Below are 24118 nucleotides of genomic sequence, written 5' to 3'. Positions count from 1 at the left end.
GCAACGGCAATATGTAGTGCTCAGGACCGGCATTAACACAAGAACAAGATGCGAACAAACGTCGCGGACGGGACTTGTTGCCAACCTGTGGCAACAAGGGTCGCCCGGATCAGGCGGCGCGGACCACCGAGAAGGTGGCATTGGCCCGCGCGCAGGGCTTGCCGTCGGCGGTGACGAAGCACTGGGCGAAGCAGATCGACTTGCCGACCTTCACGAAGCTGGTCGTGAACTCCAGCCACTGGCCCTGCCTGGCCACCCCGACATAGTCGGTGGTCATGCTGGCGGTCAGCAGGCCCGACAGGGCCTCGCGCCCGGCCTGTTCGACGCAGGACAGGCCCATGGCGTTGTCGGCCAGGGCCGCGATCAGGCCGCCGTGCGCCAGGCCGCGGCTGTTCACATGCGCCTCGCTGACCCTAAGGCCCAGGATCACCGCCTCGCCCGGGACGACCTTGCTGAAGATCGGCTCCCAGGGATCGGTCAGGCCGCTCTTGCGGAAATGGGGTTCAAAGCCTTCGGGCGTTTGCATCGGTTCAGCTTTCATTTAGACCGGTCTATATAGTTTCTGAGAACGCCCGGGACCGCAAGTCATGTCCGCCAAGCCCAAGCATCGCCAGGCCATCGTCTCCGCCGCCGTGCGCCTGTTCCGGCGGCAGGGCTACGCCGCCACGGGCCTGGCCCAGATCGTCGAGGCCAGCGGGGCGCCGAAGGGGTCGGTCTACCACTACTTCCCGGCCGGCAAGTCGGCCATCGGGGCGGCCGCCGTGACGGCGGCCGGGGAGACGGTGCGGGCGACCATCGCCGCCCTGCCGGCGGGGACGCGGCCCGGCGACTTCCTGCGCGAGTACGCCCGGCTGATGGGCGGCTGGCTGCGGGCCTCGGGCTTCCGGGACGGCTCGCCCATCGCCTCGGTGGTGCTGGAACAGGCGGCGCAGGACGACGAGATCGCCGCCGCCGCGCGGCAGGTCTACGCCGCCTGGCGGGGAGCGATGGCCGCACGGCTGCTGGCCAGCGGGCTTGGTGAAGCGGCGGCGGACCGGGTCGCCCTGCTGGCGATCACCAATCTGGAAGGCTCGCTGATCCTGGCCCGCGCCGAGCGCTCGGAGGCGCCGATCCTGGCCGCCGCCGAGGCGCTGGCGGACCTGGCCGACGTCAGCTGAGCAACAGCCGCCGGATCTCGTTGAACATCATGTGGTTGAGCCCGATGGCCCGGCCGTCGATGGCGTCGTGCAGCGACGAGACCTTGGCCACGACGATGTCGTTGGCGCGGTCGAGGAACAGGTTCTGCCCGTGGATGCCCATGGCGAACAGCACCTGCGGCGCGTCGTCGATGACGTACCAGCCGCTGCGGTAGCGCATGGTCATGCCGCCGAAGGCCCTGGCGAACTCGCCCTTGCGCCAGGCCTCGGCGTCGCCGCCCGTGGCGATGTCGAGGATCCAGGCGGTGGGGATCATCGGGTCGTCCTCGACGATGCGCTGGCCCAGCCGGGCGAAGTCCCGCACCGTCGCGCAGACGCCGCCGGTCGTGCGCGGCGAGCCGGCGACGTCCAGGGTGACGGCCGCGTCGTCCTCGGCCCCGGCCGGCGTCCACAACAGCTCGCTGGCCAGCTCCGAAAAGGCCCGCCCCGACGCCCGCTCGATGACCCAGCCCATCAGGTCGGTATTGGCCGAGACATAGGCGAACGGCCCGCCATGCACGGCCGGCGGACCCTCCAGCCCGGCCAGGAAGGCATGCAGCCCGCCGGTCGTCTCGCCCGGCCCCAGCGGCTCCCAGCCGCTCGCCAGGCCGTAGGCGTGCTGCTGCCCGACGGTCAGCTGCACCCCGGCCCGCATGTCGAGAAGCTGGCGCAGGGTCGCCCCGGCATAGGGCCCATTGGCCATCTCCGGCACATAGGTGGTGACCGGCGCCGCCGCATCCAGCACCCCCTGGTCCGCCAGCACCCCGACCAGCAGCCCGACCACCGACTTGGTCGCCGACATCAGGATATGCCGGTCATGCGGGCCCAGGCCGTTGGCGTAGGTCTCGAACACCACCCGGCCGCCCTTCAGCACCACCATCCCGTCGGTCGCCGTCGCCGCCAGCACCGCCTCCAGCGACAGGCTCTGCCCACCGGCCCTCAGCGCAAAGCCGTCCAAGGCCCCGGCCGGGCCCTGCGGCAGCGCCCAGGCCGACCCGGCCCAGATCGGCGCCGTCGGCATCAGCGCGTCGATGTTGCGGAATGCCCAGCGATTGAACGGGCTGCTGCGCCAGTTGGAGAGATCGGCGCCGATGTCGGAGGGCGAGGTCATCGGGCGCTCCATACGCCTCGCCACCGCCCCTGTCAGCGCCGGGCCCGAAAAACCCCGGCCGGCCGGGGCCTGCATGAATATGTCTAGACATATTCATCGGCCGCACGAGCCTCCGGACCCCGGAGCCGCGCCTTCGGATGGAAACGCACGCCCGTCCGGCTGTTCGCAGGGTGGTTCCCGGCCGCGCCCAGGGTGGTCGCTCAGCGGTCGCAATGACCTCTTGGGCCGCCGACCGGACGGGTCCAGGTTGGTCTTTTCGCACTGATTTATTTACACTTTTCGCCAGGCCGAGATGCTGACAATCGGCATTCGAGGTATAATGGTCGCCGCTTCGATAGGTCAGAGTTCGGCTGGTCGCCTGTCGATCCGCGCCGCGAAGCAACCCCGCCTCGCGTAGTGGGCGTGCAGGTAGGCGACCCGGTGGTCTGCCAGCCAGGCCTCGATAAGTGGCGCTGCCTCGCGGCCCTCGATCACCTCGGCCTCGACCATCATGTCGTTGCGGTCGAAGGCGCGCAGGGCGAGCAGCCGGCGCTCCATGGCCAGGGGCAGGGCGTCCATGATCACCGCCGTCTGTTCGGCGGCCTCGCGGACGTAGATGGCGTGGCGGCTGCGGTAGGGGCTGTCGACAGGGAGGTGCTCGTGGTTCAGCAACAGCACGGTTTCGCCGGGCTCGGCGTCCTCGAGGGTGATGCGGCAGGGGGCGCCGGCCGGGGCGTCGACGCGGACGCGGATCGCGCCCTGTTCGGCCAGGGCGGCATCGCTGAGGCCAAACAGCGGGCGGAAGGGTTCGGCCGGCAGGCCGGTGACGGTGAAGGGCATGGGGGTCTCCTTTTCGGCCCCGTTCTGGCGGACCGGCGCGTCAACCACACTCCGCTGCTTGCTCGACAATCGGCAGGGTCGTCCCTATATCGGCCGCCAAGCCGGCAATCGGGCCGCACAGCTAGGAGAGCGCTTTGATCATCGCGACGGACCCCCGTTTCGCCCTGAACGCCTCTCCCGCCGTGAGCTCCCATGTCCGCCCTGATCACCCTGGATTCCGTTTCCGCCGCCGCGCCTGACGGCCGCGTCCTCTTCGAAAACCTGACCCTGGCCATCGGCCGCGAGCGCACCGGGCTCGTCGGCCGCAATGGCGTCGGCAAGACCACCCTGCTTCGGATCCTCACCGGCGAGGCGCCCGCGCGCGCCGGCGCGGTGAGCGTAGAGGGCCGCGTGGCCGTGCTGCGCCAGGCGCTGCAGCCCGCGCCCGGCGCGACCCTCGCCGGGCTTCTCGGAGTCGAGGACGCCCTGGCCCGGCTGGCCCGCATCGAGGCGGGAGAGGGCAGCGACGATGATTTCGCCGACGCCGACTGGACTCTGCCCGCGCGCCTCGACCAGGCGCTGGCCGAAGTCGGGCTGGACGGGCTCGAACCCGGCCGTCCCGCCACCGCCCTGAGCGGCGGCCAGGCCACCCGCGCGGCGCTGGCCGCCGTGCTGCTGGCCGAACCGGACGTCATCCTGCTCGACGAGCCGACCAACAACCTCGACCGCGAGGCCCGCAAGCTGGTCGCCGACGTCTTGCGAAGCTGGCGCGGCGGGGCCCTGGTGGTCAGCCATGACCGCGCCCTGCTGGAAGGCATGGACCGCATCGTCGAGCTCTCGCCGCTCGGGGCCAGGGTCTACGGCGGCGGCTACAGCCTCTATCGGGCCCGCAAGGATGAGGAGGCCGCCGCCGCCGAGCGTGACCTGGAGGTCGCCGCCCGCGACGCCGCCCGGGTCAAACGCGAGGCCCAGGCCGCCCGGGAACGCCAGGACCAGCGCGACGCCGGCGGCCGCAAGTTCGCCGCCAGGGCCAGTGAACCCAAGATCCTGCTTGGGGCCCAGAAGCGCCGGGCCGAGGCCACCGCCGGCCGTGTCGACCGCCTGGCCGAACGCAAGCAGGACGAGGCCCGCGAAGCCCTGGACGCCGCCGGCGCCCGGGTCGAGCGGACCCGCGCCCTGACCTTCGACCTGCCGCCGAGCGGCTTGCCTGCCGGTCGGACGGTGCTCGCGCTCGAGGACGCCGCCTTTGCGTGGCCGGGCGGGGCGCCGCTGTTCGAATACCTCGACCTGACCATCACCGGTCCGGAGCGGATCGCTATCAGCGGCGCCAACGGCCGGGGTAAGACCACCCTGATCCGCATCGCCGCCGGCCAGCTCGAGCCGACGGCGGGGACGGTCCGCCGGCCGGTCCCGGCCCTGATGCTGGACCAGCGCACCGATCTGCTGGGCGAGACGGAGACCATTCTGGAAGCCTTCCGCCGCCTCAACCCCGGCGCCGACCGCAACGCCGCCCAGGCCGCCCTGGCCCGGTTCCTGTTCCGCAACACCGCCGCCGACCAGATCGTCGGCTCCCTGAGCGGCGGCGAGCGGCTGCGGGCGGCCCTGGCCTGTGTGCTGGCCGGCGAGGCCCCGCCTCAGTTGCTGATCCTCGACGAGCCGACCAACCACCTGGATCTCGACTCGATGCGGGCGGTCGAGCGGGCCCTGTCGGCGTTCGACGGCGCCCTGCTGGTCGTCAGCCACGACCCGGCCTTCCTGACGGCCGTCGGAATTGAGCGTGAACTCGATATCGGGGCGCTCATTCCCAGCGGCTGAACCCCAGGCCCAGATTGTGCCGCTGTTGCATGCTCGGATAGTCGTGTTACGGGAACGCCCCGGGGGTAGACCTTGTCCAAGAGAGTCGTCACGTCCGGCCTTGAAGCGGCGCGCGTCCTGAGCGCCGGCGCGGCGCGTCCTTGAGGACGCTCGCCGTCCTTTCCCGCAAGGGCGGCACCGGCAAGACCACGGTCTCGCTGCACCTGGCCATGGCCGCCTGGCTGTCGGGCAAGGGTGTGCTGCTGGCCGATTGTGACCGCCAGGGTTCGGCCCAGGAGTGGCGGCGCGAGCGCCAGATCGGCGGCCCGGTGGTCTTCTCGACCAAGACCCCGGCGCTGTTCGCCACCCAGCAGGCGGCCCAGCGGGCCGGCCGCGACCTGATGGTCATCGACACCAGCCCCTCCGCCAGCGAGGACCTGGCCGAGGCTGTACGCTGCGCCGATTTCTGCCTGATGGTCCTGCGCCCGAGCTTCCTGGACGTTCGGGCGGTGCGCGAGACGGCCGAACTGGTCAGCCGCTTCGGCAAGCCGGGCGGTTTCGTCATCAACCAGGCGCCGCCGCGCCGCAATGGCCGCGAGATGGCCTGCGTCGGCGACACCGTGGCCCAGCTGGCCGCCATGGGCCGGCCGGTCCTGCCCATCGGCTTGCGCGCCCGCATCGCCTATCAGTCGGCGGTGGCCGAGGGCCGCTCGGTGCAGGAAACCGCGCCGCAGAGCGCCGCCGCTCTCGAGATCGGCGGCCTGTGGCGCGAGGTCGAGGCCCAGCTGTGGCCGGCCGCCCTGCCGGCCGTAGCGGAGTAGGCCAGACTTAATTTCGGCGGCGGCCGGAACAACCGGCCGGGTCATCCACTTCCTCACCTGGCGCGTAACTATGCCGAGGGGTGGTCATGACCGATCTGAAATCGAACATCGCCAAGGGCCTGATCGCGGCGCTCTGCTCCGTTCTGGCCGTGGCCGCCGGCGCCGCTTCGGCGCGGCAGGAAGCCCAGACCGCGCACCAACACGCCGCCGTGGAGCGCTCGCTCTAGGCCGAGCGGTTCAGGGTTATGGCGCGCGCATCGGCGCCAACGGTGGTCGCGCCGGGGCCATAGCCCGGGCCGGCGCTGCGCTGGGCGACCACTTCATCGGCGATGGCCTTGACCAGCCCTTCGGTGACGGTGCGGGCGGCTTCCAGGGCGCGACCTTGGCGGGCCAAGACCGCGTCGAAGGCTTCGGTCGCCCGCATAAGAGCAATGCGCTGGTCCATCGGCGCCCCGGCGATCAGGGCGGGTTGGCTGCGAACCCTGGCCGACTCGTGACGGTAGAGGTTGGCCAGGCGCGAGGTCTCTTCCAGCTGGGCGGCGGCGGCCTGCGGCCGGCGCTGCTCGAAGGCAAGGGCCTGGTCGGCGATCAGGCCGGTCAGGCGCTCGGTCAGGATGATCAGCTGGCCAACGCGGTCGGTGGCGTCACGGGCATCAAGCGCCATGGGAAACCTCTACTTCCTGCAAACCTTGCATCTTCAGCATTTCGCGCTCGACGGTGGCCGCCAGGCCGATGCCGCCCGACCGCGAGACCTGCTTGGCCACCGCGTCGGAGAAGAACGACTTGAACATCTCTTCGCCCTGGCCGCCGCCGAACGGGGCCTCGGTTTCGACGCCCTTGAACATCTGGGCGAGCATCACGGAGAGAAAGCTGGACTCGAAATCCTGGGCCGACTGCTTGATCTTCGAGCGGGTCATGTCGAGCGCGGGCGTCTGACCCAGCAGCACGTCGACGGGGGCGGCGATGGGTCCGCTCATCAGATCACCTCGATGTCGGCTTGCAGGGCGCCCGCGGCCTTGATGGCCTGCAGGATGGAAATCATGTCGCGCGGCGTGACGCCCAGGGCGTTGAGGCCGGACACCAGGCTGGACAGCGAGGCGCCGCTCTTGAGGGTGAGCAACTGACGGCCCTTTTCCTCGTCCACTCCGACGGCTGACTGGGGAACGACGGTGGTCTGACCTCGGCTGAAGGGCGCCGGCTGGCTGACCGCCGGGCTTTCCTGGACCGTGATGGTGAGGTTGCCCTGGGCGATAGCGACCGTGCTGACCCGGACATTCTCGCCCATGACGATGACGCCGGCCACTTCGTCGATGATCACCTTGGCCCCGGTGTCGGGCTCGACGACCATGTTCTCGATGGCCGTCACGAACGGCACGATGCCGGCCCCCATCGGCGGGCGCAGGGTGACGGTGCCGGGGTTATCGGCGTTGGCCGTGCCCGGGTATTTGGCGTTGATGACGTCGGCGATGCGGCGGGCGGTGGTGAAGTCGGGATTGCGCAGGGTCAGGCGAACCTGACCCATGTTGGCCATCTGGAAGCCCAGCTCCCGTTCGACGACGGCCCCCCCGGCGATCCGGCCGGAGGTCGGCACGCCCTTGGTGATGGAAGAGCCCGAGGCCCCGCCGGCCGAGACCGAACCGGTCTGCACCGTACCCTGGGCCAGGGCATAGGCCTGGCCGTCGGCGCCGAGCAGGGTGGTGACCACCAGGGTGCCGCCCAGCAGGCTCTTGGCGTCGCCGATCGAGCTGACGGTTACGTCAATGGGGGTCCCCGGCGCGGCGAAGGCCGGCAGCTTGGCGGTGACCATGACGGCGGCGACGTTCTTGGAATTGAGGTTGGCGTCGCGGATGTTGACGCCCAGCCTCTCCAGCATCGCCTCCTGGCTCTGCTTGGCCTGGGGCGTGTTACGCAGGTTGTCGCCGGTGCCGTTGAGGCCGACGACCAGGCCGTAGCCGACCAGGGCGTTCTCGCGGACGCCCTCGACCTCGACGATGTCCTTGATCCGCGACGCGGCGAACGCCTCACCCGAAAAGGCGAGACTGAGGACCAGAAGGGCCGTGGAAAGAAGACGCTGCATGAAACTCCACCCCGTGCGCACGAGTGGGGAGGGGAGTGCCAGAACCGGGCCAGACGGTTTATTTAACAAATTCAATGAAAAGAGAGTCGGCAAGCTCGGCTGGCGGCAGAATTTGCCCGGCATTAACCATACCGCAAGCGGTCGGACCCAGATTCGCATCCATGCGTTGGGGAGTATCATGAAGGTCGGTCGAACCAGTGGACCAGCGGCAAGCGGCGGCCCGTCGGGCGCCAGGGCTCCTGCCGGCGGTTCTTCCTTTAATCTGCCGGCGACGGGCGGCGCCTCGGCGGCCGCGCCGACGGCCCGGGCGGCCGGTGTTACCGGCGTTGCTTCCCTCGATGCGCTGTTGGCCTTGCAGGAAATGGGCGGACCGCTGGAGCGCCGCCGCAAAGCCGTCGGCCGGGCCGGCCGCATCCTCGACGTGCTCGACGACCTGCGCATCGCGGTCATCGACGGCGAGGTGTCGGGCGCTCACCTCAATCACCTGATGCGCGCGGTCCGGGACCAGCGCGAAAACACCGAGGATCCGGCCCTGGAGGGGATTCTCGACGAGATCGAAATGCGGGCCGCGGTGGAGTTGGCTAAACTCCAACGCGCGAAAATTGCGGCATGAACGCACGCCCAACGTGACGTTCATTGTGCGCTGTAACCGTTTTGCTATAAGGCCCCGCTCGCTGTGAGCGGGGTAGTGGGGCGTGAGGCGTCAATGACGACGGCTACGGTTCTTAAAGTGCCAGATGACTATCGTCCTTCCGAGGACGAGGAGTTCATGAACGAGCGTCAGCTCGAGTATTTCCGAAACAAGTTGCTCGCCTGGAAAGAGGACATCCTTCGCGAATCTCGCGAAACGGTGGCCATTCTCCAGAAAGAAACCGAGAACCATCCTGACCTGGCCGATCGCGCCACGTCGGAGACGGATCGGGCTCTTGAGCTGCGGACCCGGGACCGCCAACGGAAACTGATTTCCAAGATCGACGAAGCTCTTCGTCGCATCGAGGAGCAGTCCTACGGCTACTGCGAGGAAACGGGGGAACCCATCGGTCTGGCGCGTCTCGACGCGCGGCCCGTGGCCACCCTCAGCCTCGAGGCCCAGGAGCGGCATGAACGCCGCGAACGGGTTCACCGGGACGACTGATCATCCTTACCCGCCGGGTCATTGACCCGGCGGTGTTGTTTTTCCACGTTCCCTGATGCGAAGGGGATCCTGGATGACTGACGAAGACCGCCGTCTGGCGAACATCTCCGTGCTTGAGCGCTATCGCGACGCCTGGACCGGTGGCGACATCGTCACGATGTTCGGCCTGTATGCCGACGACTTCATTCTGCACTGGAACGGGTCCAACCCGTTCGCCGGCACGCATCACGGCAAGGACGCCGCGATCAAGGCCCTGACGGTGTTCACGCAGAAGACCGGCCGAAAGCTGATCGCCGTCACCAACATCATGGCCGACGCCGACAAGGCCATCATGATCGCCCGCGAGAACCTGGCCGGCCGCGAAGTCGACCGCACGCTGGTCTACCGCACCGATGGCCAGAAAGTCGTGGAATGCTGGGTGCTTGACGCCGATCAAGCCTGGATCGACAGCCTGCTCAATACTTGACTTCGGGCCTGCGAAGGACGACCTACCCCGCCTTCGCAAGTCAACAGGTTTCAAATGACCGTCAAGGTCCGCTTCGCCCCGTCGCCGACGGGCCGCCTCCACGTCGGAAACATCCGCGCCGCCATCGTCAACTGGGTGTTCGCCCGGGGGCAGGGTGGTCAATTCGTGCTGCGCATCGACGATACGGACCTGGCCCGCTCGACGCAGGAATATGAGGACGGCATCGAAGCCGACCTGACCTGGCTCGGCCTGACCTGGGACGAGCGCTACAACCAGTCCAAGCGGTTCGACCTCTACCATCGCGCCATGGAGACGCTGAAGGCCGCGGGCCGCCTCTACCCCTGCTACGAAACCTCCGAAGAACTCGACCGCCGCCGCAAGGTGCAATTGTCGCGCGGCCAGCCGCCGATCTACGACCGCGCCGCCCTGAAGCTGACGCCCGAAGAGATCGCCGCCTACGAGGCCGAGGGCCGCAAGCCCCACTGGCGCTTCAAGCTCGATGGCCGCCGGGTGAAGTGGCACGACCTGGTGCGCGGCGAATGCGATGTCGACACCACCTCGATGTCGGACCCGGTGCTGATCCGCGAGGACGGCGCCTTCCTCTACACCCTGCCATCGGTCGCCGATGACATCGACATGGGCATCACCCACGTCATCCGGGGCGAGGACCACGTCGCCAACACCGGCACACAGATCGAACTGTTCGAGGCCCTGGGCGGCAAGGCCCCCATCTTCGGCCACTTCAGCCTGCTGGTCGGCGCCGACGGCAGCGCGCTCTCCAAGCGTCTTGGCTCCCTGTCGATCTTGCAACTGCGCGAGGCGGGCATCGAGCCGCTGGCCATCACCTCGCACATCGGCAAGCTGGGAACGTCCGACGCTCTCGAAGCGGCGCCCAGCCTCGACGACCTCGGCCGCAACTTCGACTTCGCCAAGATGGGTCGCGCCCCGGCCCGGTTCGACGAGGCGGACCTGCACCGCATCAACGCCGGCGTCCTGCACGCCATGGACTATGCCGCCGCCAAGCCGCGCCTGGCCGCGCTGAACGCTGACCTGGGCGAAGACTTCTGGCTGGCGGTCCGCCCGAACCTCAAGCTGTTCGGCGATGTCGTTGATCTGGCCCGGATCGTCGGCGGCGAGGTGACCCCGGTCGTCGAGGACCCCGCCTTCCTGGCCCAGGCCCTCGAGCTTCTGCCGGCCACGGTCGACGCCACCACCTGGAGCACCTGGTCTTCGGCCATCAAGGAAGCCACCGGCGCCAAGGGGCGAGCCCTGTTCATGCCCCTGCGCCAGGCCCTCACCGGCATGGACCACGGCCCGGAAATGGGCCCGTTGTTGGCGCTGATCGGGCGCGAGAAGGCGGCGAAGCGTCTGGCAGGCCAGACGGCCTGATCCAACAGGGCGATTGTCGCGCGAGCCCGCTTGCGGCCCATCCCCCCATCGCGCAAGCTGAGCGGCCAGTACGCGTCACTCCCCGGGGGATATCCATGCGGTCGTTGTTTGCCGGTCTTGTCGGCGCTGTCAGCCTGTTTGCGTGCGCCTTCGCAACCGGGGCTCTCGCCGCGCCCGAGCCGGTGCTCGACGCCGCCCCCGCCTGGGTGAAACCCCTGCCGCCCTTGAAGACCGACAGCCCGGTCACCGGCGCGCCCTATCGCCAGCTGCGCCTCGACGAACAGGTCCACTTCGGCCCTGAAGGCGACAGCATGTACATCGAGAGCGTCATCCGCATCCAGACGGCCCAGGGGCTGTCGGCGATGGGCACCATTGCCCTGCCGTGGAACCCGGACTCCACCACGCTCACCGTCCACAAGCTGGAGATCAAGCGCGGGACCCAGGTCATCGACGTCCTGGCCGACCAGACCTTCACCGTGCTGCGCCGTGAGAACCGCCTCGAGTACGCCATGCTCGACGGGGTGCTGACCGCCACCATGCAGCCTGAGGGCCTGGAGGTCGGCGACATCGTCACCCTGGCCTTCACCCTGACCCGCAAGGATTCGGTCGTCGGCGACTTCAGCGAAAACTACCTGCCCGTCCCGCCGTCCGAACAGGTGGACCAGATCCAGCTGCGCGTCCTCTGGGACCCCAAGACCAAGCCCATTCGCTATCGCCTCGACCAGGGCATGAACCCGCCCAAGGTCGGCCGCACGGCGTCGGGCGAGACCGAGCTGATCTTCGACCTCAAGGGCCAGAAGCCCTACAAGCCGCCGGCCGGCGCCCCGTCGCGATACCTGCGGGGCAGGGGGGTGGAGTTCACCCAGTTCAAGGATTGGGCCCAGGTCTCGACCCTGCTGTCGCCGCTCTACGACACTGCCGCCACCCTGAAGGACAATTCGCGCCTCAAGCCCGAGATCGAGAAGATCCGCGCCGCCTCCAGCGATCCCAAGGTCCAGGCCGGCCTGGCCCTGGCCCTGGTCCAGGAACGCACCCGTTACGTCTTCCTCGGCATGGACGCCGGCAACCTGACTCCGGCCCAGGCCGACATCACCTGGTCGCGGCGCTATGGCGACTGCAAGGGCAAGACCGCCCTGCTGCTGGCCATCCTGCGCGAGCTGGGCATCAAGGCCGAACCGGCGGTCGTCCATTCCACGCTTGGCGACGGGCTGGACGCGCGCCTGCCGATGGTCGGGCTGTTCGACCACGTCATCGTGCGGGCCGAGATCGGCGGCAAGGTCTACTGGCTGGACGGCACCCGCAACGGCGACCGCAAGCTCGACGAGGTGGCCACGCCGGAGTTCGGCTGGGCCCTGCCGCTGCGCGCCAAGGGCTCGGCTCTGGAGCCCCTGCGGGTCGAACCCAGCCCCCTGCCGACCACCTCCCTGACCCTCGACGTCGACGCCTCCGGCGGCCTCTACACCCTGGCCCCGATGAAGGCCGAGCAGCGGTTCCGCGGCGACTACGCCGTCTCCGCCAAGGCCGCCGCCGACGCCGCCCCGCCCGAGGAGCTGGAGAAGGCCTACAAGAAGTACTGGGGCACGATCTTCGACTTCGCCGACGTCGAGACGGTGACCAGCCGCTATGACGAGGCGACCGGCGAATACATCCTCGGCATGGAGGGCAAGGCCACCCTGTTCTGGATCGAGACTAACGAATCCTCGGCCCCCCGGCACCTGACGTACGGGCACAAGCTGGGCGGCCCTTCGAGCTGGAAGCGCGAGGATGAGGTCGACAACAAGGACGCGCCCTTCTCCGTCACCCATCCGCTGCATGTCTGGTACCGCGAGACCATCAAGCTGCCCGACGGCGGCAAGGGCTATGTCAGCGAAGGCAAGGACATCGACCAGGTCACCGCCGGCTACAGCTTCTGGCGCAAGGCCGGCATCAAGGACGGCGTCTTCACCCTGGAGACCCGGACCCGCAGCCTGCAGACCGAAATCCCCGCCAAGGATGCCGAGGCCAGCGAGAAGGCCCTCGAGGAGATGGGCAAGATCGAGGTCTATGTCGTCGGACCGCCCGGCTACCGCCGCTCGAAAGCCGACCGCGACAGCAGCATCACGCGGCTGGACAAGACCATCAAGGAAAACCCCAAGGCCAACCTGGCCCTGATGGTCCGCGCCAACCTGCACCGCGAGAACAAGGACTTCGCCAAGGCCGAGGCCGACTACAATGCCGCCATCCTGATCGATGACGACAACGCCTCGCTCTACACCGGCCGGGCCGGGACCCTGCTGCAGATGGGCAGGAAGGAGGCGGCGATGGCCGACTTCGCCACCGCCCGCAAGTACGGCTCCAAGGACGCCGGCGAGCTCAACAACCTCTGCTGGGAACAGGCAACGGGCGGGGTCGCGCTGGAAGCGGCGCTCAGCGATTGCGACAAGGCCTTGCAGATGGAGCCGCGCAACGCCGCCACCCTCGACTCGCGGGGCTTTGTGCTGATGCGCCTTGGCCGCTGGAGCGACTCCATCGCCGACTACAACAAGGCCTCCGGCATCCGCCCCGATAGCGCCGAGTCCCTGTTCGGCCGCGCCCTGGCCAAGGCCGGGGCCGGCGACAAGGCGGGCGCCGCGGCCGACCTGGCCGAAGCGCGCAAGCTCGATGCAGGTATCGACGAGGAGTTCGCCGGCTACGGCCTCAAGCCCCCGGCGCTCTGATACGAAAAAGGGCGGCGCGGCCAGTGGCCGTCGCCGCCCTCATCCAACCCCCGAAGGGGACGCCCTTCAGGCGTTGCAGGCCGCCAGTTCGTCGGTCGTGAACTTGGCGCCGCGGTAGCCGAAGCCGGTGACTTCACCCAGCTGACCCTTCAGCTTCTTGCACTGCTGGTCGGCCGGCAGGGCCTTGACCTTGGGGGCGCGGCAAACGTCGACCTTGCAGCTCCAGACGGCGCCGTCGACGATGACGTTGCCGCGGCTCGTCTTGGTCTTCAGGGTCAGCCAGCCATCGGTCCGTTGGGCGTCAGCGGCATTGGCGGCGCCGACACAGGCGGTCAGGGCCAGCGCCCCGATCAGGAACACACGCATAGAAGTTCTCCATATCCCCGCGGCCGGTAGGAGTCCGGTCGCTGAGACATGGGTACGTTTTCTTTGGATACGGTGTCAATCCTCAATTGGACGCCAGCGTCTAAACTTTGTCCTCGATGGCGGGGTCGGCCACCGCCAGCCCCTGCGCCATCTCGCCGATCAGCCGGGTAATCTCGTTGATGTCGTCGGTCGCCCGCCAGGCATGGGCGAACTCCGGCGGGCTCAGCCGCTCGGTGATGGTATGATAGAGCAGCTCGAACAGCGGCTTCCAGAAGTCGCGCGGGTTGTAGAAGACCAGCGGCTTCCTGTGCAGATCGAGGCGCTGCCAGCTGAGCAGTTCGACCACTTCTTCCAGAGTGCCGATGCCGCCGGGCAGCACGACGAAGGCGTCCGACCGCTCGAACATCATCATCTTGCGCTCATGCATGTTCTGCACGACCACGGTCTCGACGTCGTCGAACGGCTGCTCGCGGCCCATCAGGAAGGTCGGGATGATGCCCAGCACCCGGCCCCCGGCGTCGTGCGCCCCGCGCGCGCAGGCGCCCATAAGGCCAACGCCGCCGCCGCCGTAGACCAGCTTCAAGTCCTCGGCCGCCAGCACCCGGCCAAAGTCCTCGGCCGATTGCAGAAAGGCGGGGTCGGCGTCGTTGGACGAGCCGCAATAGACACAAACGCTGTCGATCGAGGCCCCGGCGGGGCCTGTGGTTTTGGACATGCCGTCCCCAGATAGAAAAGGCGCGCTTGCGGGCGCGCCGGAAAATCACGAAATGACATGTTCGACCTATCCGTCTGGGGTTTCAAGCATCGTGTCGCGACAACTGGTCTTCCTGAGCCTGCTGCTGCCGCTCCTCGTCGCCGCCTGCGGACCGAGCGAGCGGGACGCTTCCTGGCGCGGCGACGCCCCCAAGGCCCCGACCGACCCGGCCGCCGACGCCGGCTATCTGAAACCCCCGACCGTCACCGCCAGCCGGCCCGAGGCGGGCGGCGTCGTGCTGATCACGGGCCAGGCGGCCCCGGGAGCCGGCATCCTGCTGGGCGCGCCCAGGGAGGAGCCGCTGAGGGCCACGGCCAATGCAGCCGGGGTCTGGACGATCCGCCTGCCGGCCTCGCCGGAGGTGCGCCTCTACGGCCTGTCGATGTCGGCCGAAGCCAATCGCAAGGTGCAGTCCCAGGGCTATCTGGCCGTCCTGCCCGATGGCCGCGCCGCCCAGCTGCGCTCGGGCGCCAGCGCCTTTGTCTACGGCGGGGCCAGCGATGCGCCGAAGTTGCTGACGGTCGACTTCGACCGCGACGGGACGGCCTCGGTCTCGGGCCTGGCCCGGGCCGGCAGCGGCCTCAACCTGCGCATCGACCGCACCGCCCAGAGCGTCGGCAAGGCCGACAGCCAGGGCCGCTTCCATCTGGCGGTCGGACGGGCGCTCAACGCCGGGGCCCTGACTTTCGAAGTCGCCGGCGACAGCGGCGAGCAGAGCCGCGTCATCCAGGTCAGCGCCGCCCAGGACCTGGCCGCGCCGTTCCGCGCGACCCGCGCCGACGGCGCCTGGCGCATCGACTGGATGACCCCCGGCGGCGGGGTGCAGAGCACGCTGATCCTGGACCCGGCCAGTTGAGACCTGTCCCCGAACGCCAGCGACCCAAGGACGCCGCCGACCCCGCCCCCGTGAAGGTCTCGGCCTGGGCCGCCCTGGCCGACCTCTTCCGCCTGGTGCTGTCCAGCCGGGCCCCCGGCCTGACCTGGCGGCTGAGCGCGGCGCTGGTCTTCACCCTCGGCGGCAAGGTGCTGGGCGTTCTCGCGCCGCTGCTGCTGGGCGCCGCCGTCAACCGCCTGGCCGAGGGCCAGTCGCCGGCCGTGCAGGTCGGGACCGCCTTCGCCGGGCTGATCCTCGGCTGGACCGCCATCCGCTTCCTCTCCGCCGCCGCGCCCCAGCTGCGCGATGTGGTCTTCACCCCGGTCGCCCAGGCCGCCCAGCGCCGGGCCGCCGCCGACGCCTTCGGCCATGCGCTCAGCCTGTCCATCGAGTTCCACCAGACCAAGCGCACCGGGTCCCTGAGCCGCATCATCGACCGCGGCGCCCGGTCGATGGACTTCCTGCTTCGGGCCCTGGTCTTCAACCTGGGCCCCACCTTCATCGAGCTGATCATTGCCGCGGCGGTGCTGGCCAAGGCCTACGACTGGCGTTTCGCCCTGGCCGCTGTCGGCACCGTCGTCGTCTACGGTGTCCTGACCTTCGCCATTTCCGACTGGCGCATCGCCCACCGCCGGGCGCTCAACGACGCCGACAGCGAGGCCGCCGGCCGGGCCGTCGACGCCCTGATCAACTATGAGACGGTCAAGGCCTTCGGGGCCGAAACCCGCGCCGCCGCTACCTATGAGACGGCCCTGGCCACCTATTCCAACGCACAAATTCTCGCCACCAACTCCCTGAGTTTGCTCAATATCGCCCAGTCGGCGATCATGGCTGTGGGCTTGGCGGTCATGGCCCTGCTGGCCGGTTTTGAGGCCCAGGCCGGGCGGCTGGGGGTCGGTGATGTGACGGCTGCCATCCTGATCCTGATCAACCTCTATGGCCCGCTGAACATCCTCGGCTTCGCCTACCGCGAAATCCGCCAGAGCTTCATCGACCTGGAGGCCATGAGCGACCTGCGACGTCAGGCCCCCGATGTTGCGCAGGCCCCGGACGCCGTCGATCCGCCCCCCGCCGATGGCCGCGGCGGCGCCGTGGTCTTCACCGGCGTGTCGTTCAAACACGGCGCCCGCAGTCAGGGTCTGGAAGAGGTCAGCTTCGCCGCCGCCCCCGGCCAGACCATCGCCCTGGTCGGCCCGTCCGGGGCCGGCAAGACCACCCTGGTGCGGCTGGCCCTGCGGATGATCGATCCGCAATCGGGGACCATCACCCTCGACGGCGTCGATCTCAAACAGCTGAAGATGGCCGCCCTGCGACGCACCGTCGCCCTGGTGCCTCAGGACGTGGCCCTGTTCAACGACACCCTGGCCGCCAACATCGCCTTCGCCCGGCCGGACGCCTCCGAGGACCAGATCCGCGCCGCCGCCGACGCCGCCGAACTGACCGAATTCATCGCCGGCCTGCCCGAGGGCCTCGACACCAAGGTCGGCGAACGCGGCCTCAAGCTCTCCGGCGGCGAGCGTCAGCGGGTCGGCATCGCCCGCGCCCTGCTGGCCGATCCCCGCGTCCTGATCCTCGACGAGGCGACCAGCGCCCTCGACAGCCGCACCGAGGCCGCCATCCAGGACACCCTGCGCAAGGCCCGCCAGGGCCGCACCACTCTGGTCGTCGCCCACCGCCTCAGCACCATCGCCGACGCCGACCGCATCATCGTCCTGCGCCGGGGCAGGGTGGTCGAGGAAGGCCGCCACGAGGCGCTGCTCGAGCGGGCAGGGGAATACGCCGCCCTCTGGCGTCGGCAGACGCGCGGTCGCTAGAGCGCGTTCGGACAAGTGGGAACCGGTTCTCGGATCTAACGCCCGACCAGGTAAATCTAGTCGAACGTGTCGGCCAGCAGGTCCGGATTGCGTGTGGCCTCGACCTGGGCCAGGCGTCGACCGACCGCCGCCAGGATCAGCAGGGTGAGCACGTACCAAAGGATGTAGATCGCCTGGCTGACCCCGTCGTGCAGCACGGGCCGGTGGGTCCCGACCATCAGGCTGGTCAGCCAGTTGCCGAGGTCGCTTATGACGTTGTCAGCCAGCCACGTCAGGAAGGCCAGCAGCCCGAGCTTCCACCGCGCCCGCCGCGCCAGCGCCCAGGCCCGGCCAAAGGCCGTTCTGAACGGGCTGCCGGTCAGGGCCGCGAAGGTCGCCTGGCCCCAGGTGACGGCGATGAGGATCGACACGATCAGAGCGATCAGTTCGACCAGGGGATAGGCGGCATAGGACAGCGGCGACTCGCCGGTGATCGGCTGGAAGATGAACAGAACCGCGTAGTGCCAGACGGCGGTCCCCAGCACGCTCATCGGCACGACCACGGGCAGGGCGAGGCGGGACCTGCGAACGATCTCTCGCCAGTCGATTACTGTCCTGTCGAGCGCCGCCAGAGCGACCAGGACCACGGCCGACCCGATGGTGACATCGATGCCGACGAAGAAGGCCCGGTTGGTCAGCCGGCCCAACCAGGGCATCAGGCCGGGCCCTGAGGCGTAGAGCGCCTCCACCGCCGCCGCCACGCCGGTAATCAGCATCATCGGAAGGACCAGCAGGGCCAGGGCCACGGGCTCGCGCCAAAGGGGACGCACCGCATCCCCCAGCGAACCGAACAGACTGAATCGAAGGCCCCCCGCCATGCGCACAGGCTAGCCCGGGACCGCGCCGGTTGGCAGCCCCCGTCAGCCCTTGGCGGGAACTTTCGCGATCAGCTGCACCTCGACGATGCCGCCTGGCTGCAGCAGGCCGGTCGTACCGACGGCTGTCCAGGCCGGATGGGGCGCCTTGGTGAACTCCGCGCGCACCCTGTTCATCACCTCGATCTGGACCAGCCGTTCGCCTTTGAAGTCCGGCCCCTCCCAGACGTGGAAGCTGTTGACCATCACCACATCGTCCCAGCTGGCGCCGGACGCCTTCAGGGTGAAGTCGAGGGCCTTGAAGGTGCGTCGGGTCTGGGCCTCGAAGGCGGCCGCGTCGGTCCCCTCGGCCGGCAGGCGGAAGATGATCGCGCCCGAGACATAGAGGGTGTCGCCGACCAGCCGGGCCGGGGCATAGCCGTACTGCTCATAGACCTGGCGATGGCGCGGCGAGGGGATGACCACCGCCCCGCCCGGGGCCGGAATAAGCTCGACCTTCGGCGGGGCTTTCGGATCGACCTTGATGGCGTCCTGGGCCGAGGCGGCGCCGGCGGCCATGGAGCCAGGAATCAGGGCAAGAAGGACAAGGGCGAGGGCGGCGTGGCGCATGCGAGGTCTCCGGTTGCCCGGCAGAGAGACCGCAACCCTCGGCTCGCCTCAACTTAAGCTTTGGTCACCTTCAGTCGAAGGTCTCGGAGATGCCCTCCGGCTCCCCGGCCCGCTGGATGCGCCGCAGTTCCAGATAGACGCCCGTCAGCAACACGACCGACAGCACCCCGAACAGGCACTGCGCGGCGTTGATCCACAACACCTGTCCGTTGGTGATCCCATCGTACGGCATGAGTTGATAGATGCCCCAGCTCACGACCGCGCCAAGAACGGCGAGCAGGAAGACGACCACCGTCAAGGCGATGCGGTTGCCTCGGCTCAGGCGGATGCTGGCCATCAGAGCCCGGACCGGGCCGATGCGACGGGTCAGCGCTTCACCGAGCGCGAACCCGAGCAGTACGATCGCGGCCAGGCTGACAACCGACCCGATCAGGTTGATGACGGCTATGAGGGAAAAATTGCCGGTGTTGAGAATGCGGACAAGGACCGCCATGCCGACCATGGCCGGCGCCTGGCTCAACAGGTTGGATAGAAAGGACGCCGCCCAGCCCCGGGGGATCAACCGCCAGGGAGCCGCCCCGTTCAATGCCGCCGGCTGAACCTTCCGGATCATCGAGGCGACCAGCCAGGATGTGACCACGGCCGTCACCGCGATCTGACCGATCGTCCGCACCAGATAGGAGCCGAAGAAGAAGCCCCAGGTCGGCTCGACCGGCCGGCGCAGATAGTAGGCGGCGACGTTGATCACCGTCAGCAGCAGCCAGGCGGCCAGCAGCGCCGGCCAGGCCCGCCGCAGGCCCTGCCAGGTCAGCCGCAGGACGCCCGGCGGCCACAGGCGCTCGCTGGTCATGCGAAGGTCTCCGCCACGGCGCCGGTCCCTTCCTGGTCGCGAAAGGTCACATAGAGCGCCGGCCAGAACAGCATCCAGGCCACCGACAGCACCTGGACCGGGACCTGCCAGAGATAGGTGTCCGTCATCCAGGACGGCGGTTTGCCGTCGACCGTGACGCTCGCCATGTAGGAGGGAATGAGGGCCAGAACGATGACCAACAAGCCGGCGCCGGCCAGGAAGAACACCAGCAGCATGGACCTCCAGCGCCGCCGGCCATAGCCCGCCGAGGCTTTCATCGTCTCGATGAGCGACAGGTCCTTGTCCAGGCGGACCGGAACAGCCAAGGCCAGAAGCCAGAAGGCGACCATGTCGAGGATGGCGAACGGCAGGGACAGAAAGCCGATCCACTGGGCCGCAACGCCGATCTGCCCTGTCGTCGCCAGATGTGTCCGCCACAGGCTGAGCGGCAGGGACGTGACATCGGTGATCAGCACCATCACCGCGACCATCGGCAAGGCGCTGGCGCAGGCGCGCAGCAGCGAGCCCGGGTCGGCCCGCCGCCCGTCGGTCGTCGCCAGGGTCAGCTGGGCCAGAAACGCCCCCATCAGGCCCCAGGCCACGGCCCAGATCAGGATCTGTCCGCCGTTCAGCCCGATTTCCACCCAGCCGGTCGCCACCGGCATGGCCTTCCAGGCCAGGGTGGCGCCCCAGTTGATCAGCGGATAGGCGATGGTCAGGGCCAGCAGCACCGGCCATTGGGCCTTCAGCACCCGGCCATAGACGCCCAGGGCGGGTCGGAGGGCGCCGGGATACCTCATGCCTCGACCGCTGGCGGCGCGGCGTGCAGTCTGCGCAGCTCCAGGTACAGGACGCCCCAGCCGAAGGCGCTCACCATGGTTCCGAGAAGCGTCAGGACGAACACCAGATCCCGTTGGCCGGTGACGACCAGGTTCAGGGCGTGAAGCGGTACGGTCATGGCCGACGTCCAGACGAAGGAGATCAGCGCCAGCCAGATCCGCCGGTTCCGGCTGAGCCGCAGCCCGACCGACAGGGCCCTGAACGGCCCAACGGGCCTCTCCAGCGCCGCAGGCAGCATCATGCCGAGGTATCCGAAGGCCGCGAGCTGCAGCATCATCGGGAAGAAGGCCAGGGGCCAGGCCAGCCAGCTCTCCTGCTCCGCCGAGGCCCGCGCCACGCTGTTCAGCAGGGCGCTCCCGCCGCCGAACACCGCGCCGACCAACAGCACGGTGACAGCCGCCAGCGCCGCATGCACGCCGATGGCCCCTGGCGTGCGCGGCGGCAGGCCGGTCCGCACCACGATGCTCATCATGACCGGCATGGCGATGAGGCCGGGCAACCCGGCCAGCATGGCCACAAGTCCCATCGACCAGTCCTCGTAGCCGACGACGTCGCTCAGGCTCATCAAGGTCTCGCCACGGATCATGAACCGGGCGACCAGGGCCCACAGCACGGCAACGATGGCCAATCCCAGCCCACGCGCCCGGAGTACTGCGCCGGCCTGCGCCCGGAGGCCCTCGAAGGATAGTCGCTGTTCCACGCCGCCCCGCTAGTCGAAAACCGCGCCGAGGCCGGGAACGTCCTCGGCTTCCATGCGGCGCAGTTCGAGGTAGACGGCCACGCCGAGTGGAACGGTGACGATGTTGAACAGGCCGCACACCACCTCGGTCACCGGCTCCCCCGGCAATGTCCAGAGGCCCTGGGCCCGCAGCCACTCATGAATCGGACCGCCAGACCACTGAACGGCGACGAACAGGGCCTCCATCGCGACGTACAGCCAGAACAGCCAGGCGCGGTGGCCGAAGGTCAGGGCGGCGCTGGCGCGGAAGGCTTCCGCCGGGGCCAGGCCCTTGGCGATGGCCTCGAGCGTCGTGAAGCCGATGATGGTCGCCAGGGCCACCGACGCCAGGCTGCCGCTGGCATAGGCGTACCACCAGCCGGCGTAATCGACGTTCGAATAGGTAATGATGGACGACAGCAGGTAGGGCAGGGTCGCGACGACGGAGGCCAGCACCGCCGTTGGAAAATACCCCAGCGCCCGCCGCACCATCGCGCCCCGTCCGATGGGCTGCTCCGACAACCCGTTCAGGACCAGGGCCGCGGCGACGACATAGCCGGCGGTCAGAGGCAGCATGTCCCATGCGACCAGCTTCAGGTAGCCGACGTAGCCGGCCACGCCGGGCTCGTCGGTATTGGCCGTGCCCAGCAGCATGCTGCCGGCCAGCGAAATCGCCGGCTCGATGACGACGAACAACAATGCCATCACCGGCCAGAAGCGCATCACGCCCCGCCGGGTATCGGCGCGAATCTGCCCCCAGTCGGGGCCACCGACCTTCATGCCCGGCGCTCCCCCCGCGCGGTCGGACGCGGCCCGGCCGTTCCGTCAGTTCGAATGTCCGCAGCCCCCATGGCCGCAATAGGCCACGTTCGCCGACTCGCCACAACGCTTGACCCGCTCCGCGATCCGCCTAGTCTCCGGCCGTTCTCCGGGGGGCCGCCTTGCGTGGCTGAGATTGGGGTTGAGGACCCCTGACCCGCCGAACCTGATCCGGGTCATGCCGGCGAAGGGAGAGGGACGCGGCCGCTACAGTTCCAGGCCGTCAAACCGCCTTTGGCGCGAACCGGGTCTCCAACAGTTAAGGAGGAGATCCACAATGAACATCCACGTCGCCGGCAACGGCTCCGCCCCGAGCAACGAAACCATCCCGACGGGCGAGCGCCCCGGCAGCCGCAAGGTCTATGTCGCGGGCGAACTGTTCCCCGACCTGCGCGTGCCGTTCCGCGAGGTGGCCGTCCACCCCAGCGCCAATGAACCGCCTGTCACCCTCTACGACCCCAGCGGCCCCTACACGGATCCCGACTTCAAGGTCGACATCGAACAGGGCCTGCCGCGTCCGCGCGAGGCCTGGGTCCTGGCCCGCGGCGATGTCGAGACGGTCGAGAACCCCCGCGAGGTCAAGCCTGAGGACAACGGCTTCGCGGCCGGCAAACACCTGGCCCCGCAGTTCACCGCCAGGCGCCCGATCTACAAGGCCCGCTCCGGCGCGCTGGTCACCCAGCTGGAATACGCCAGGGCCGGGATCATCACGGCGGAGATGGAATACGTCGCCATCCGCGAGAACCTGCGCCGCGAGCAGTCCGCCCCCTGCGTCCGCGACGGCGAAAGCTTCGGCGCCGAACTCCCCGACTTCGTCACGCCCGAGTTCGTCCGCCAGGAGGTCGCCCGGGGCCGCGCCATCATCCCGGCCAACATCAACCACGGCGAGCTGGAGCCGATGGCCATCGGCCGCAACTTCCTGGTCAAGATCAACGCCAACATCGGCAACAGCGCGGTGCTGAGCTCGGTCGCCGACGAGGTCGACAAGATGGTCTGGTCGACCCGCTGGGGCGCCGACACGGTCATGGACCTCTCCACGGGCCGCAACATCCACAACATCCGCGACTGGATCGTCCGCAACAGCCCGGTGCCCATCGGCACGGTGCCGATCTACCAGGCCCTGGAAAAGGTCGGCGGCGTCGCCGAGGACCTGAACTGGGAGGTCTTCCGCGACACCCTGATCGAACAGGCCGAGCAGGGCGTGGACTACTTCACCATCCACGCCGGCGTCCGCCTGCCCTTCGTGCCGCTGACCGCCAAGCGCGTCACCGGCATCGTCTCCCGGGGTGGCTCGATCATGGCCAAGTGGTGCCTGGCCCACCACCGCGAGAGCTTCCTCTACGAGCACTTCGAGGACATCTGCGAGATCATGCGGGCCTACGACGTGTCGTTCAGCCTCGGCGACGGCCTGCGCCCTGGCTCCACCGCCGACGCCAACGACGAGGCCCAGTTCGCCGAGCTGCGCACGCTTGGCGAGCTGACCAAGGTCGCCTGGAAACACGGCTGCCAGGTGATGATCGAGGGCCCGGGCCACGTGGCCATGCACAAGATCAAGGCCAACATGGAAGAGCAGCTCAAGCACTGCCACGAGGCCCCCTTCTACACCTTGGGCCCGCTCACCACCGACATCGCCCCGGGCTACGACCACATCACCAGCGCCATCGGCGCGGCCATGATCGGCTGGTTCGGCACGGCCATGCTCTGCTACGTCACGCCCAAGGAGCACCTGGGCCTTCCCGACCGCGAGGACGTCAAACAGGGCGTCATCGCCTACAAGATCGCCGCCCACGCCGCCGACCTCGCCAAGGGCCACCCCGCCGCCCGCCTGCGCGACGACGCCCTCAGCCGCGCCCGCTTCGAGTTCCGCTGGGAAGACCAGTTCAACCTCGGCCTCGACCCCGAAACGGCGCGTGAGTACCACGACGAGACCCTGCCCAAGGAGGCGCACAAGACGGCCCACTTCTGCTCGATGTGCGGCCCGAAGTTCTGCTCGATGAAAATCAGTCAGGAGGTGCGGGAGTTCGCATCCGGGATGGCGCCGAACGAAATTGAACTGGGCATGAGCCAGATGAGCGACAAGTTCCGGGAGATGGGGAGCGAGATCGACGTGGCGGTGAAAGGGTAAGAATATCTTCGCCGCACGGTCTGCGACGGCTGC

The 24118-nt window shown here is 68.8% G+C and carries 26 protein-coding genes and 1 riboswitch; of the genes, 12 read left to right on the top strand and 14 right to left on the bottom strand.

Annotated features, from left to right (window positions below; genetic code table 11):
- Nucleotides 1-109: 109 nt before the first annotated feature.
- On the bottom strand, nucleotides 110-526 hold the full coding sequence (locus AC2YG9_RS18450) for a PaaI family thioesterase (protein ID WP_487299457.1): 417 nt from the start codon (nucleotides 524-526) through the stop codon (nucleotides 110-112).
- A 61-nt stretch (nucleotides 527-587) separates the two neighbouring features.
- Between AC2YG9_RS18450 and AC2YG9_RS18445 the strand changes: the two genes are divergently transcribed.
- Nucleotides 588-1157, top strand: a complete 570-nt coding sequence (locus AC2YG9_RS18445) for a TetR/AcrR family transcriptional regulator (protein ID WP_487299456.1) — start codon at nucleotides 588-590, stop codon at nucleotides 1155-1157.
- Here the strand turns inward: AC2YG9_RS18445 and AC2YG9_RS18440 are convergent.
- Both AC2YG9_RS18440 and AC2YG9_RS18435 read right to left on the bottom strand, forming a co-directional pair.
- Nucleotides 1150-2286: a serine hydrolase domain-containing protein gene (locus tag AC2YG9_RS18440; protein ID WP_487299455.1), complete on the bottom strand. Its 1137-nt coding sequence runs from the start codon at nucleotides 2284-2286 to the stop codon at nucleotides 1150-1152. The genes AC2YG9_RS18445 and AC2YG9_RS18440 overlap by 8 nt on opposite strands.
- Before the next feature lie 339 nt (nucleotides 2287-2625).
- Nucleotides 2626-3105, bottom strand: a complete 480-nt coding sequence (locus AC2YG9_RS18435; protein WP_487299454.1) for a DUF1203 domain-containing protein — start codon at nucleotides 3103-3105, stop codon at nucleotides 2626-2628.
- Between the two features lie 192 nt (nucleotides 3106-3297).
- Here AC2YG9_RS18435 and AC2YG9_RS18430 point away from each other — a divergent pair, with 192 nt between their 5' ends.
- The 3 genes from AC2YG9_RS18430 to AC2YG9_RS18420 all read left to right on the top strand — a co-directional run bounded on the left by AC2YG9_RS18430 (nucleotide 3298) and on the right by AC2YG9_RS18420 (nucleotide 5926).
- The gene (locus AC2YG9_RS18430) at nucleotides 3298-4899 is read left to right on the top strand and encodes an ABC-F family ATP-binding cassette domain-containing protein (protein WP_487299453.1); all 1602 of its coding nucleotides are present in this window, start codon (nucleotides 3298-3300) and stop codon (nucleotides 4897-4899) included.
- Between the two features lie 140 nt (nucleotides 4900-5039).
- A complete protein-coding gene (locus tag AC2YG9_RS18425) occupies nucleotides 5040-5699 on the top strand; it encodes a nucleotide-binding protein (RefSeq protein WP_487299452.1) in 660 nt (219 codons plus the stop codon).
- Nucleotides 5700-5785: 86 nt separating this feature from the next.
- Nucleotides 5786-5926 carry a hypothetical protein gene (locus tag AC2YG9_RS18420; protein ID WP_487299451.1) on the top strand — a complete coding sequence of 47 codons (141 nt, stop codon included), beginning with the start codon at nucleotides 5786-5788 and terminating at the stop codon, nucleotides 5924-5926.
- Here AC2YG9_RS18420 and AC2YG9_RS18415 read toward each other — a convergent pair.
- The 3 genes from AC2YG9_RS18415 to AC2YG9_RS18405 are packed head-to-tail and all read right to left on the bottom strand — an operon-like array spanning nucleotide 5923 to nucleotide 7776.
- Entirely contained in the window at nucleotides 5923-6363 is a 441-nt protein-coding gene (locus AC2YG9_RS18415) for a flagellar basal body protein (protein WP_487299450.1), read from the bottom strand. The two genes, AC2YG9_RS18420 and AC2YG9_RS18415, sit on opposite strands and share 4 nt — an antisense overlap.
- Nucleotides 6353-6676 (bottom strand): rod-binding protein, encoded by a 324-nt coding sequence (locus AC2YG9_RS18410; protein ID WP_487299449.1) that lies wholly within the window; start codon nucleotides 6674-6676, stop codon nucleotides 6353-6355. Before AC2YG9_RS18410 ends, AC2YG9_RS18415 begins: the two co-directional genes overlap by 11 nt.
- The gene (locus tag AC2YG9_RS18405; RefSeq protein ID WP_487299448.1) at nucleotides 6676-7776 is read right to left on the bottom strand and encodes a flagellar basal body P-ring protein FlgI; all 1101 of its coding nucleotides are present in this window, start codon (nucleotides 7774-7776) and stop codon (nucleotides 6676-6678) included. The genes AC2YG9_RS18410 and AC2YG9_RS18405 overlap by 1 nt, the downstream gene beginning before the upstream one ends.
- 178 nt (nucleotides 7777-7954) lie before the next feature.
- Between AC2YG9_RS18405 and fliX the strand changes: the two genes are divergently transcribed.
- The 5 genes from fliX (at nucleotide 7955) to AC2YG9_RS18380 (ending at nucleotide 13462) form a co-directional block, all read left to right on the top strand.
- Complete coding sequence (fliX, locus tag AC2YG9_RS18400; RefSeq protein WP_487299546.1) at nucleotides 7955-8389, top strand: flagellar assembly regulator FliX; 435 nt, start codon at nucleotides 7955-7957, stop codon at nucleotides 8387-8389.
- A 93-nt stretch (nucleotides 8390-8482) separates the two neighbouring features.
- Complete coding sequence (dksA, locus tag AC2YG9_RS18395; protein ID WP_487299447.1) at nucleotides 8483-8911, top strand: RNA polymerase-binding protein DksA; 429 nt, start codon at nucleotides 8483-8485, stop codon at nucleotides 8909-8911.
- Between the two features lie 73 nt (nucleotides 8912-8984).
- Nucleotides 8985-9377: a nuclear transport factor 2 family protein gene (locus tag AC2YG9_RS18390; RefSeq protein ID WP_487299446.1), complete on the top strand. Its 393-nt coding sequence runs from the start codon at nucleotides 8985-8987 to the stop codon at nucleotides 9375-9377.
- 54 nt (nucleotides 9378-9431) lie between these two features.
- A complete protein-coding gene (gene gltX, locus AC2YG9_RS18385; protein ID WP_487299445.1) occupies nucleotides 9432-10766 on the top strand; it encodes a glutamate--tRNA ligase in 1335 nt (444 codons plus the stop codon).
- Between the two features lie 95 nt (nucleotides 10767-10861).
- On the top strand, nucleotides 10862-13462 hold the full coding sequence (locus AC2YG9_RS18380) for a DUF3857 domain-containing protein (protein ID WP_487299444.1): 2601 nt from the start codon (nucleotides 10862-10864) through the stop codon (nucleotides 13460-13462).
- A gap of 66 nt (nucleotides 13463-13528) precedes the next feature.
- On the opposite strand, the gene AC2YG9_RS18375 is transcribed toward AC2YG9_RS18380, so the two are convergent.
- Together AC2YG9_RS18375 and AC2YG9_RS18370 are read right to left on the bottom strand one after the other, a co-directional pair.
- Nucleotides 13529-13828 carry a DUF8200 family protein gene (locus tag AC2YG9_RS18375; protein ID WP_487299443.1) on the bottom strand — a complete coding sequence of 100 codons (300 nt, stop codon included), beginning with the start codon at nucleotides 13826-13828 and terminating at the stop codon, nucleotides 13529-13531.
- Between the two features lie 100 nt (nucleotides 13829-13928).
- The gene (locus AC2YG9_RS18370) at nucleotides 13929-14543 is read right to left on the bottom strand and encodes an LOG family protein (RefSeq protein ID WP_487299442.1); all 615 of its coding nucleotides are present in this window, start codon (nucleotides 14541-14543) and stop codon (nucleotides 13929-13931) included.
- A gap of 91 nt (nucleotides 14544-14634) precedes the next feature.
- Between AC2YG9_RS18370 and AC2YG9_RS18365 the strand changes: the two genes are divergently transcribed.
- Both AC2YG9_RS18365 and AC2YG9_RS18360 read left to right on the top strand, forming a co-directional pair.
- Entirely contained in the window at nucleotides 14635-15438 is an 804-nt protein-coding gene (locus AC2YG9_RS18365; protein WP_487299441.1) for a hypothetical protein, read from the top strand.
- Between the two features lie 50 nt (nucleotides 15439-15488).
- Entirely contained in the window at nucleotides 15489-17270 is a 1782-nt protein-coding gene (locus AC2YG9_RS18360; RefSeq protein WP_487299545.1) for an ABCB family ABC transporter ATP-binding protein/permease, read from the top strand.
- Nucleotides 17271-17326: 56 nt separating this feature from the next.
- Here the strand turns inward: AC2YG9_RS18360 and AC2YG9_RS18355 are convergent, their stop codons facing one another.
- From AC2YG9_RS18355 to AC2YG9_RS18330, 6 genes are all read right to left on the bottom strand, one after another.
- On the bottom strand, nucleotides 17327-18079 hold the full coding sequence (locus tag AC2YG9_RS18355; protein ID WP_487299440.1) for a hypothetical protein: 753 nt from the start codon (nucleotides 18077-18079) through the stop codon (nucleotides 17327-17329).
- A 90-nt stretch (nucleotides 18080-18169) separates the two neighbouring features.
- Nucleotides 18170-18733: a Rid family hydrolase gene (locus tag AC2YG9_RS18350; protein ID WP_487299439.1), complete on the bottom strand. Its 564-nt coding sequence runs from the start codon at nucleotides 18731-18733 to the stop codon at nucleotides 18170-18172.
- A gap of 70 nt (nucleotides 18734-18803) precedes the next feature.
- Nucleotides 18804-19583, bottom strand: coding sequence for a hypothetical protein (locus tag AC2YG9_RS18345; protein ID WP_487299438.1), 780 nt, complete (start codon nucleotides 19581-19583; stop codon nucleotides 18804-18806).
- Complete coding sequence (locus AC2YG9_RS18340; protein ID WP_487299437.1) at nucleotides 19580-20383, bottom strand: hypothetical protein; 804 nt, start codon at nucleotides 20381-20383, stop codon at nucleotides 19580-19582. The genes AC2YG9_RS18345 and AC2YG9_RS18340 overlap by 4 nt, the downstream gene beginning before the upstream one ends.
- Complete coding sequence (locus AC2YG9_RS18335) at nucleotides 20380-21051, bottom strand: hypothetical protein (protein ID WP_487299436.1); 672 nt, start codon at nucleotides 21049-21051, stop codon at nucleotides 20380-20382. The genes AC2YG9_RS18340 and AC2YG9_RS18335 overlap by 4 nt, the downstream gene beginning before the upstream one ends.
- Nucleotides 21052-21132: 81 nt before the next feature.
- Nucleotides 21133-21921 (bottom strand): hypothetical protein, encoded by a 789-nt coding sequence (locus AC2YG9_RS18330; protein WP_487299435.1) that lies wholly within the window; start codon nucleotides 21919-21921, stop codon nucleotides 21133-21135.
- A 139-nt stretch (nucleotides 21922-22060) separates the two neighbouring features.
- Nucleotides 22061-22170: riboswitch (TPP riboswitch) on the top strand.
- 67 nt (nucleotides 22171-22237) lie between these two features.
- Between AC2YG9_RS18330 and thiC the strand changes: the two genes are divergently transcribed.
- Nucleotides 22238-24085 (top strand): phosphomethylpyrimidine synthase ThiC, encoded by a 1848-nt coding sequence (thiC, locus tag AC2YG9_RS18325; RefSeq protein WP_487299434.1) that lies wholly within the window; start codon nucleotides 22238-22240, stop codon nucleotides 24083-24085.
- Nucleotides 24086-24118: the final 33 nt, after the last annotated feature.

It is taken from the genome of Caulobacter sp. SRI_014, from assembly GCF_057586315.1.
The sequence above is the reverse complement of the archived record's forward strand: the minus strand, read 5'-3'. Positions and strand labels throughout refer to the sequence as shown.

Coding starts and splice junctions, on each gene's coding strand:
- AC2YG9_RS18450 (WP_487299457.1), bottom strand. CDS start 526: ATGCAAACGCCCGAAGGCTTTGAACCCCATTTCCGCAAGAGCGGCCTG.
- AC2YG9_RS18445 (WP_487299456.1), top strand. CDS start 588: ATGTCCGCCAAGCCCAAGCATCGCCAGGCCATCGTCTCCGCCGCCGTG.
- AC2YG9_RS18440 (WP_487299455.1), bottom strand. CDS start 2,286: ATGACCTCGCCCTCCGACATCGGCGCCGATCTCTCCAACTGGCGCAGC.
- AC2YG9_RS18435 (WP_487299454.1), bottom strand. CDS start 3,105: ATGCCCTTCACCGTCACCGGCCTGCCGGCCGAACCCTTCCGCCCGCTG.
- AC2YG9_RS18430 (WP_487299453.1), top strand. CDS start 3,298: ATGTCCGCCCTGATCACCCTGGATTCCGTTTCCGCCGCCGCGCCTGAC.
- AC2YG9_RS18420 (WP_487299451.1), top strand. CDS start 5,786: ATGACCGATCTGAAATCGAACATCGCCAAGGGCCTGATCGCGGCGCTC.
- AC2YG9_RS18415 (WP_487299450.1), bottom strand. CDS start 6,363: ATGGCGCTTGATGCCCGTGACGCCACCGACCGCGTTGGCCAGCTGATC.
- AC2YG9_RS18410 (WP_487299449.1), bottom strand. CDS start 6,676: ATGAGCGGACCCATCGCCGCCCCCGTCGACGTGCTGCTGGGTCAGACG.
- AC2YG9_RS18405 (WP_487299448.1), bottom strand. CDS start 7,776: ATGCAGCGTCTTCTTTCCACGGCCCTTCTGGTCCTCAGTCTCGCCTTT.
- fliX (WP_487299546.1), top strand. CDS start 7,955: ATGAAGGTCGGTCGAACCAGTGGACCAGCGGCAAGCGGCGGCCCGTCG.
- dksA (WP_487299447.1), top strand. CDS start 8,483: ATGACGACGGCTACGGTTCTTAAAGTGCCAGATGACTATCGTCCTTCC.
- AC2YG9_RS18390 (WP_487299446.1), top strand. CDS start 8,985: ATGACTGACGAAGACCGCCGTCTGGCGAACATCTCCGTGCTTGAGCGC.
- gltX (WP_487299445.1), top strand. CDS start 9,432: ATGACCGTCAAGGTCCGCTTCGCCCCGTCGCCGACGGGCCGCCTCCAC.
- AC2YG9_RS18380 (WP_487299444.1), top strand. CDS start 10,862: ATGCGGTCGTTGTTTGCCGGTCTTGTCGGCGCTGTCAGCCTGTTTGCG.
- AC2YG9_RS18375 (WP_487299443.1), bottom strand. CDS start 13,828: ATGCGTGTGTTCCTGATCGGGGCGCTGGCCCTGACCGCCTGTGTCGGC.
- AC2YG9_RS18370 (WP_487299442.1), bottom strand. CDS start 14,543: ATGTCCAAAACCACAGGCCCCGCCGGGGCCTCGATCGACAGCGTTTGT.
- AC2YG9_RS18350 (WP_487299439.1), bottom strand. CDS start 18,733: ATGCGCCACGCCGCCCTCGCCCTTGTCCTTCTTGCCCTGATTCCTGGC.
- AC2YG9_RS18345 (WP_487299438.1), bottom strand. CDS start 19,583: ATGACCAGCGAGCGCCTGTGGCCGCCGGGCGTCCTGCGGCTGACCTGG.
- AC2YG9_RS18340 (WP_487299437.1), bottom strand. CDS start 20,383: ATGAGGTATCCCGGCGCCCTCCGACCCGCCCTGGGCGTCTATGGCCGG.
- AC2YG9_RS18330 (WP_487299435.1), bottom strand. CDS start 21,921: ATGAAGGTCGGTGGCCCCGACTGGGGGCAGATTCGCGCCGATACCCGG.
- thiC (WP_487299434.1), top strand. CDS start 22,238: ATGAACATCCACGTCGCCGGCAACGGCTCCGCCCCGAGCAACGAAACC.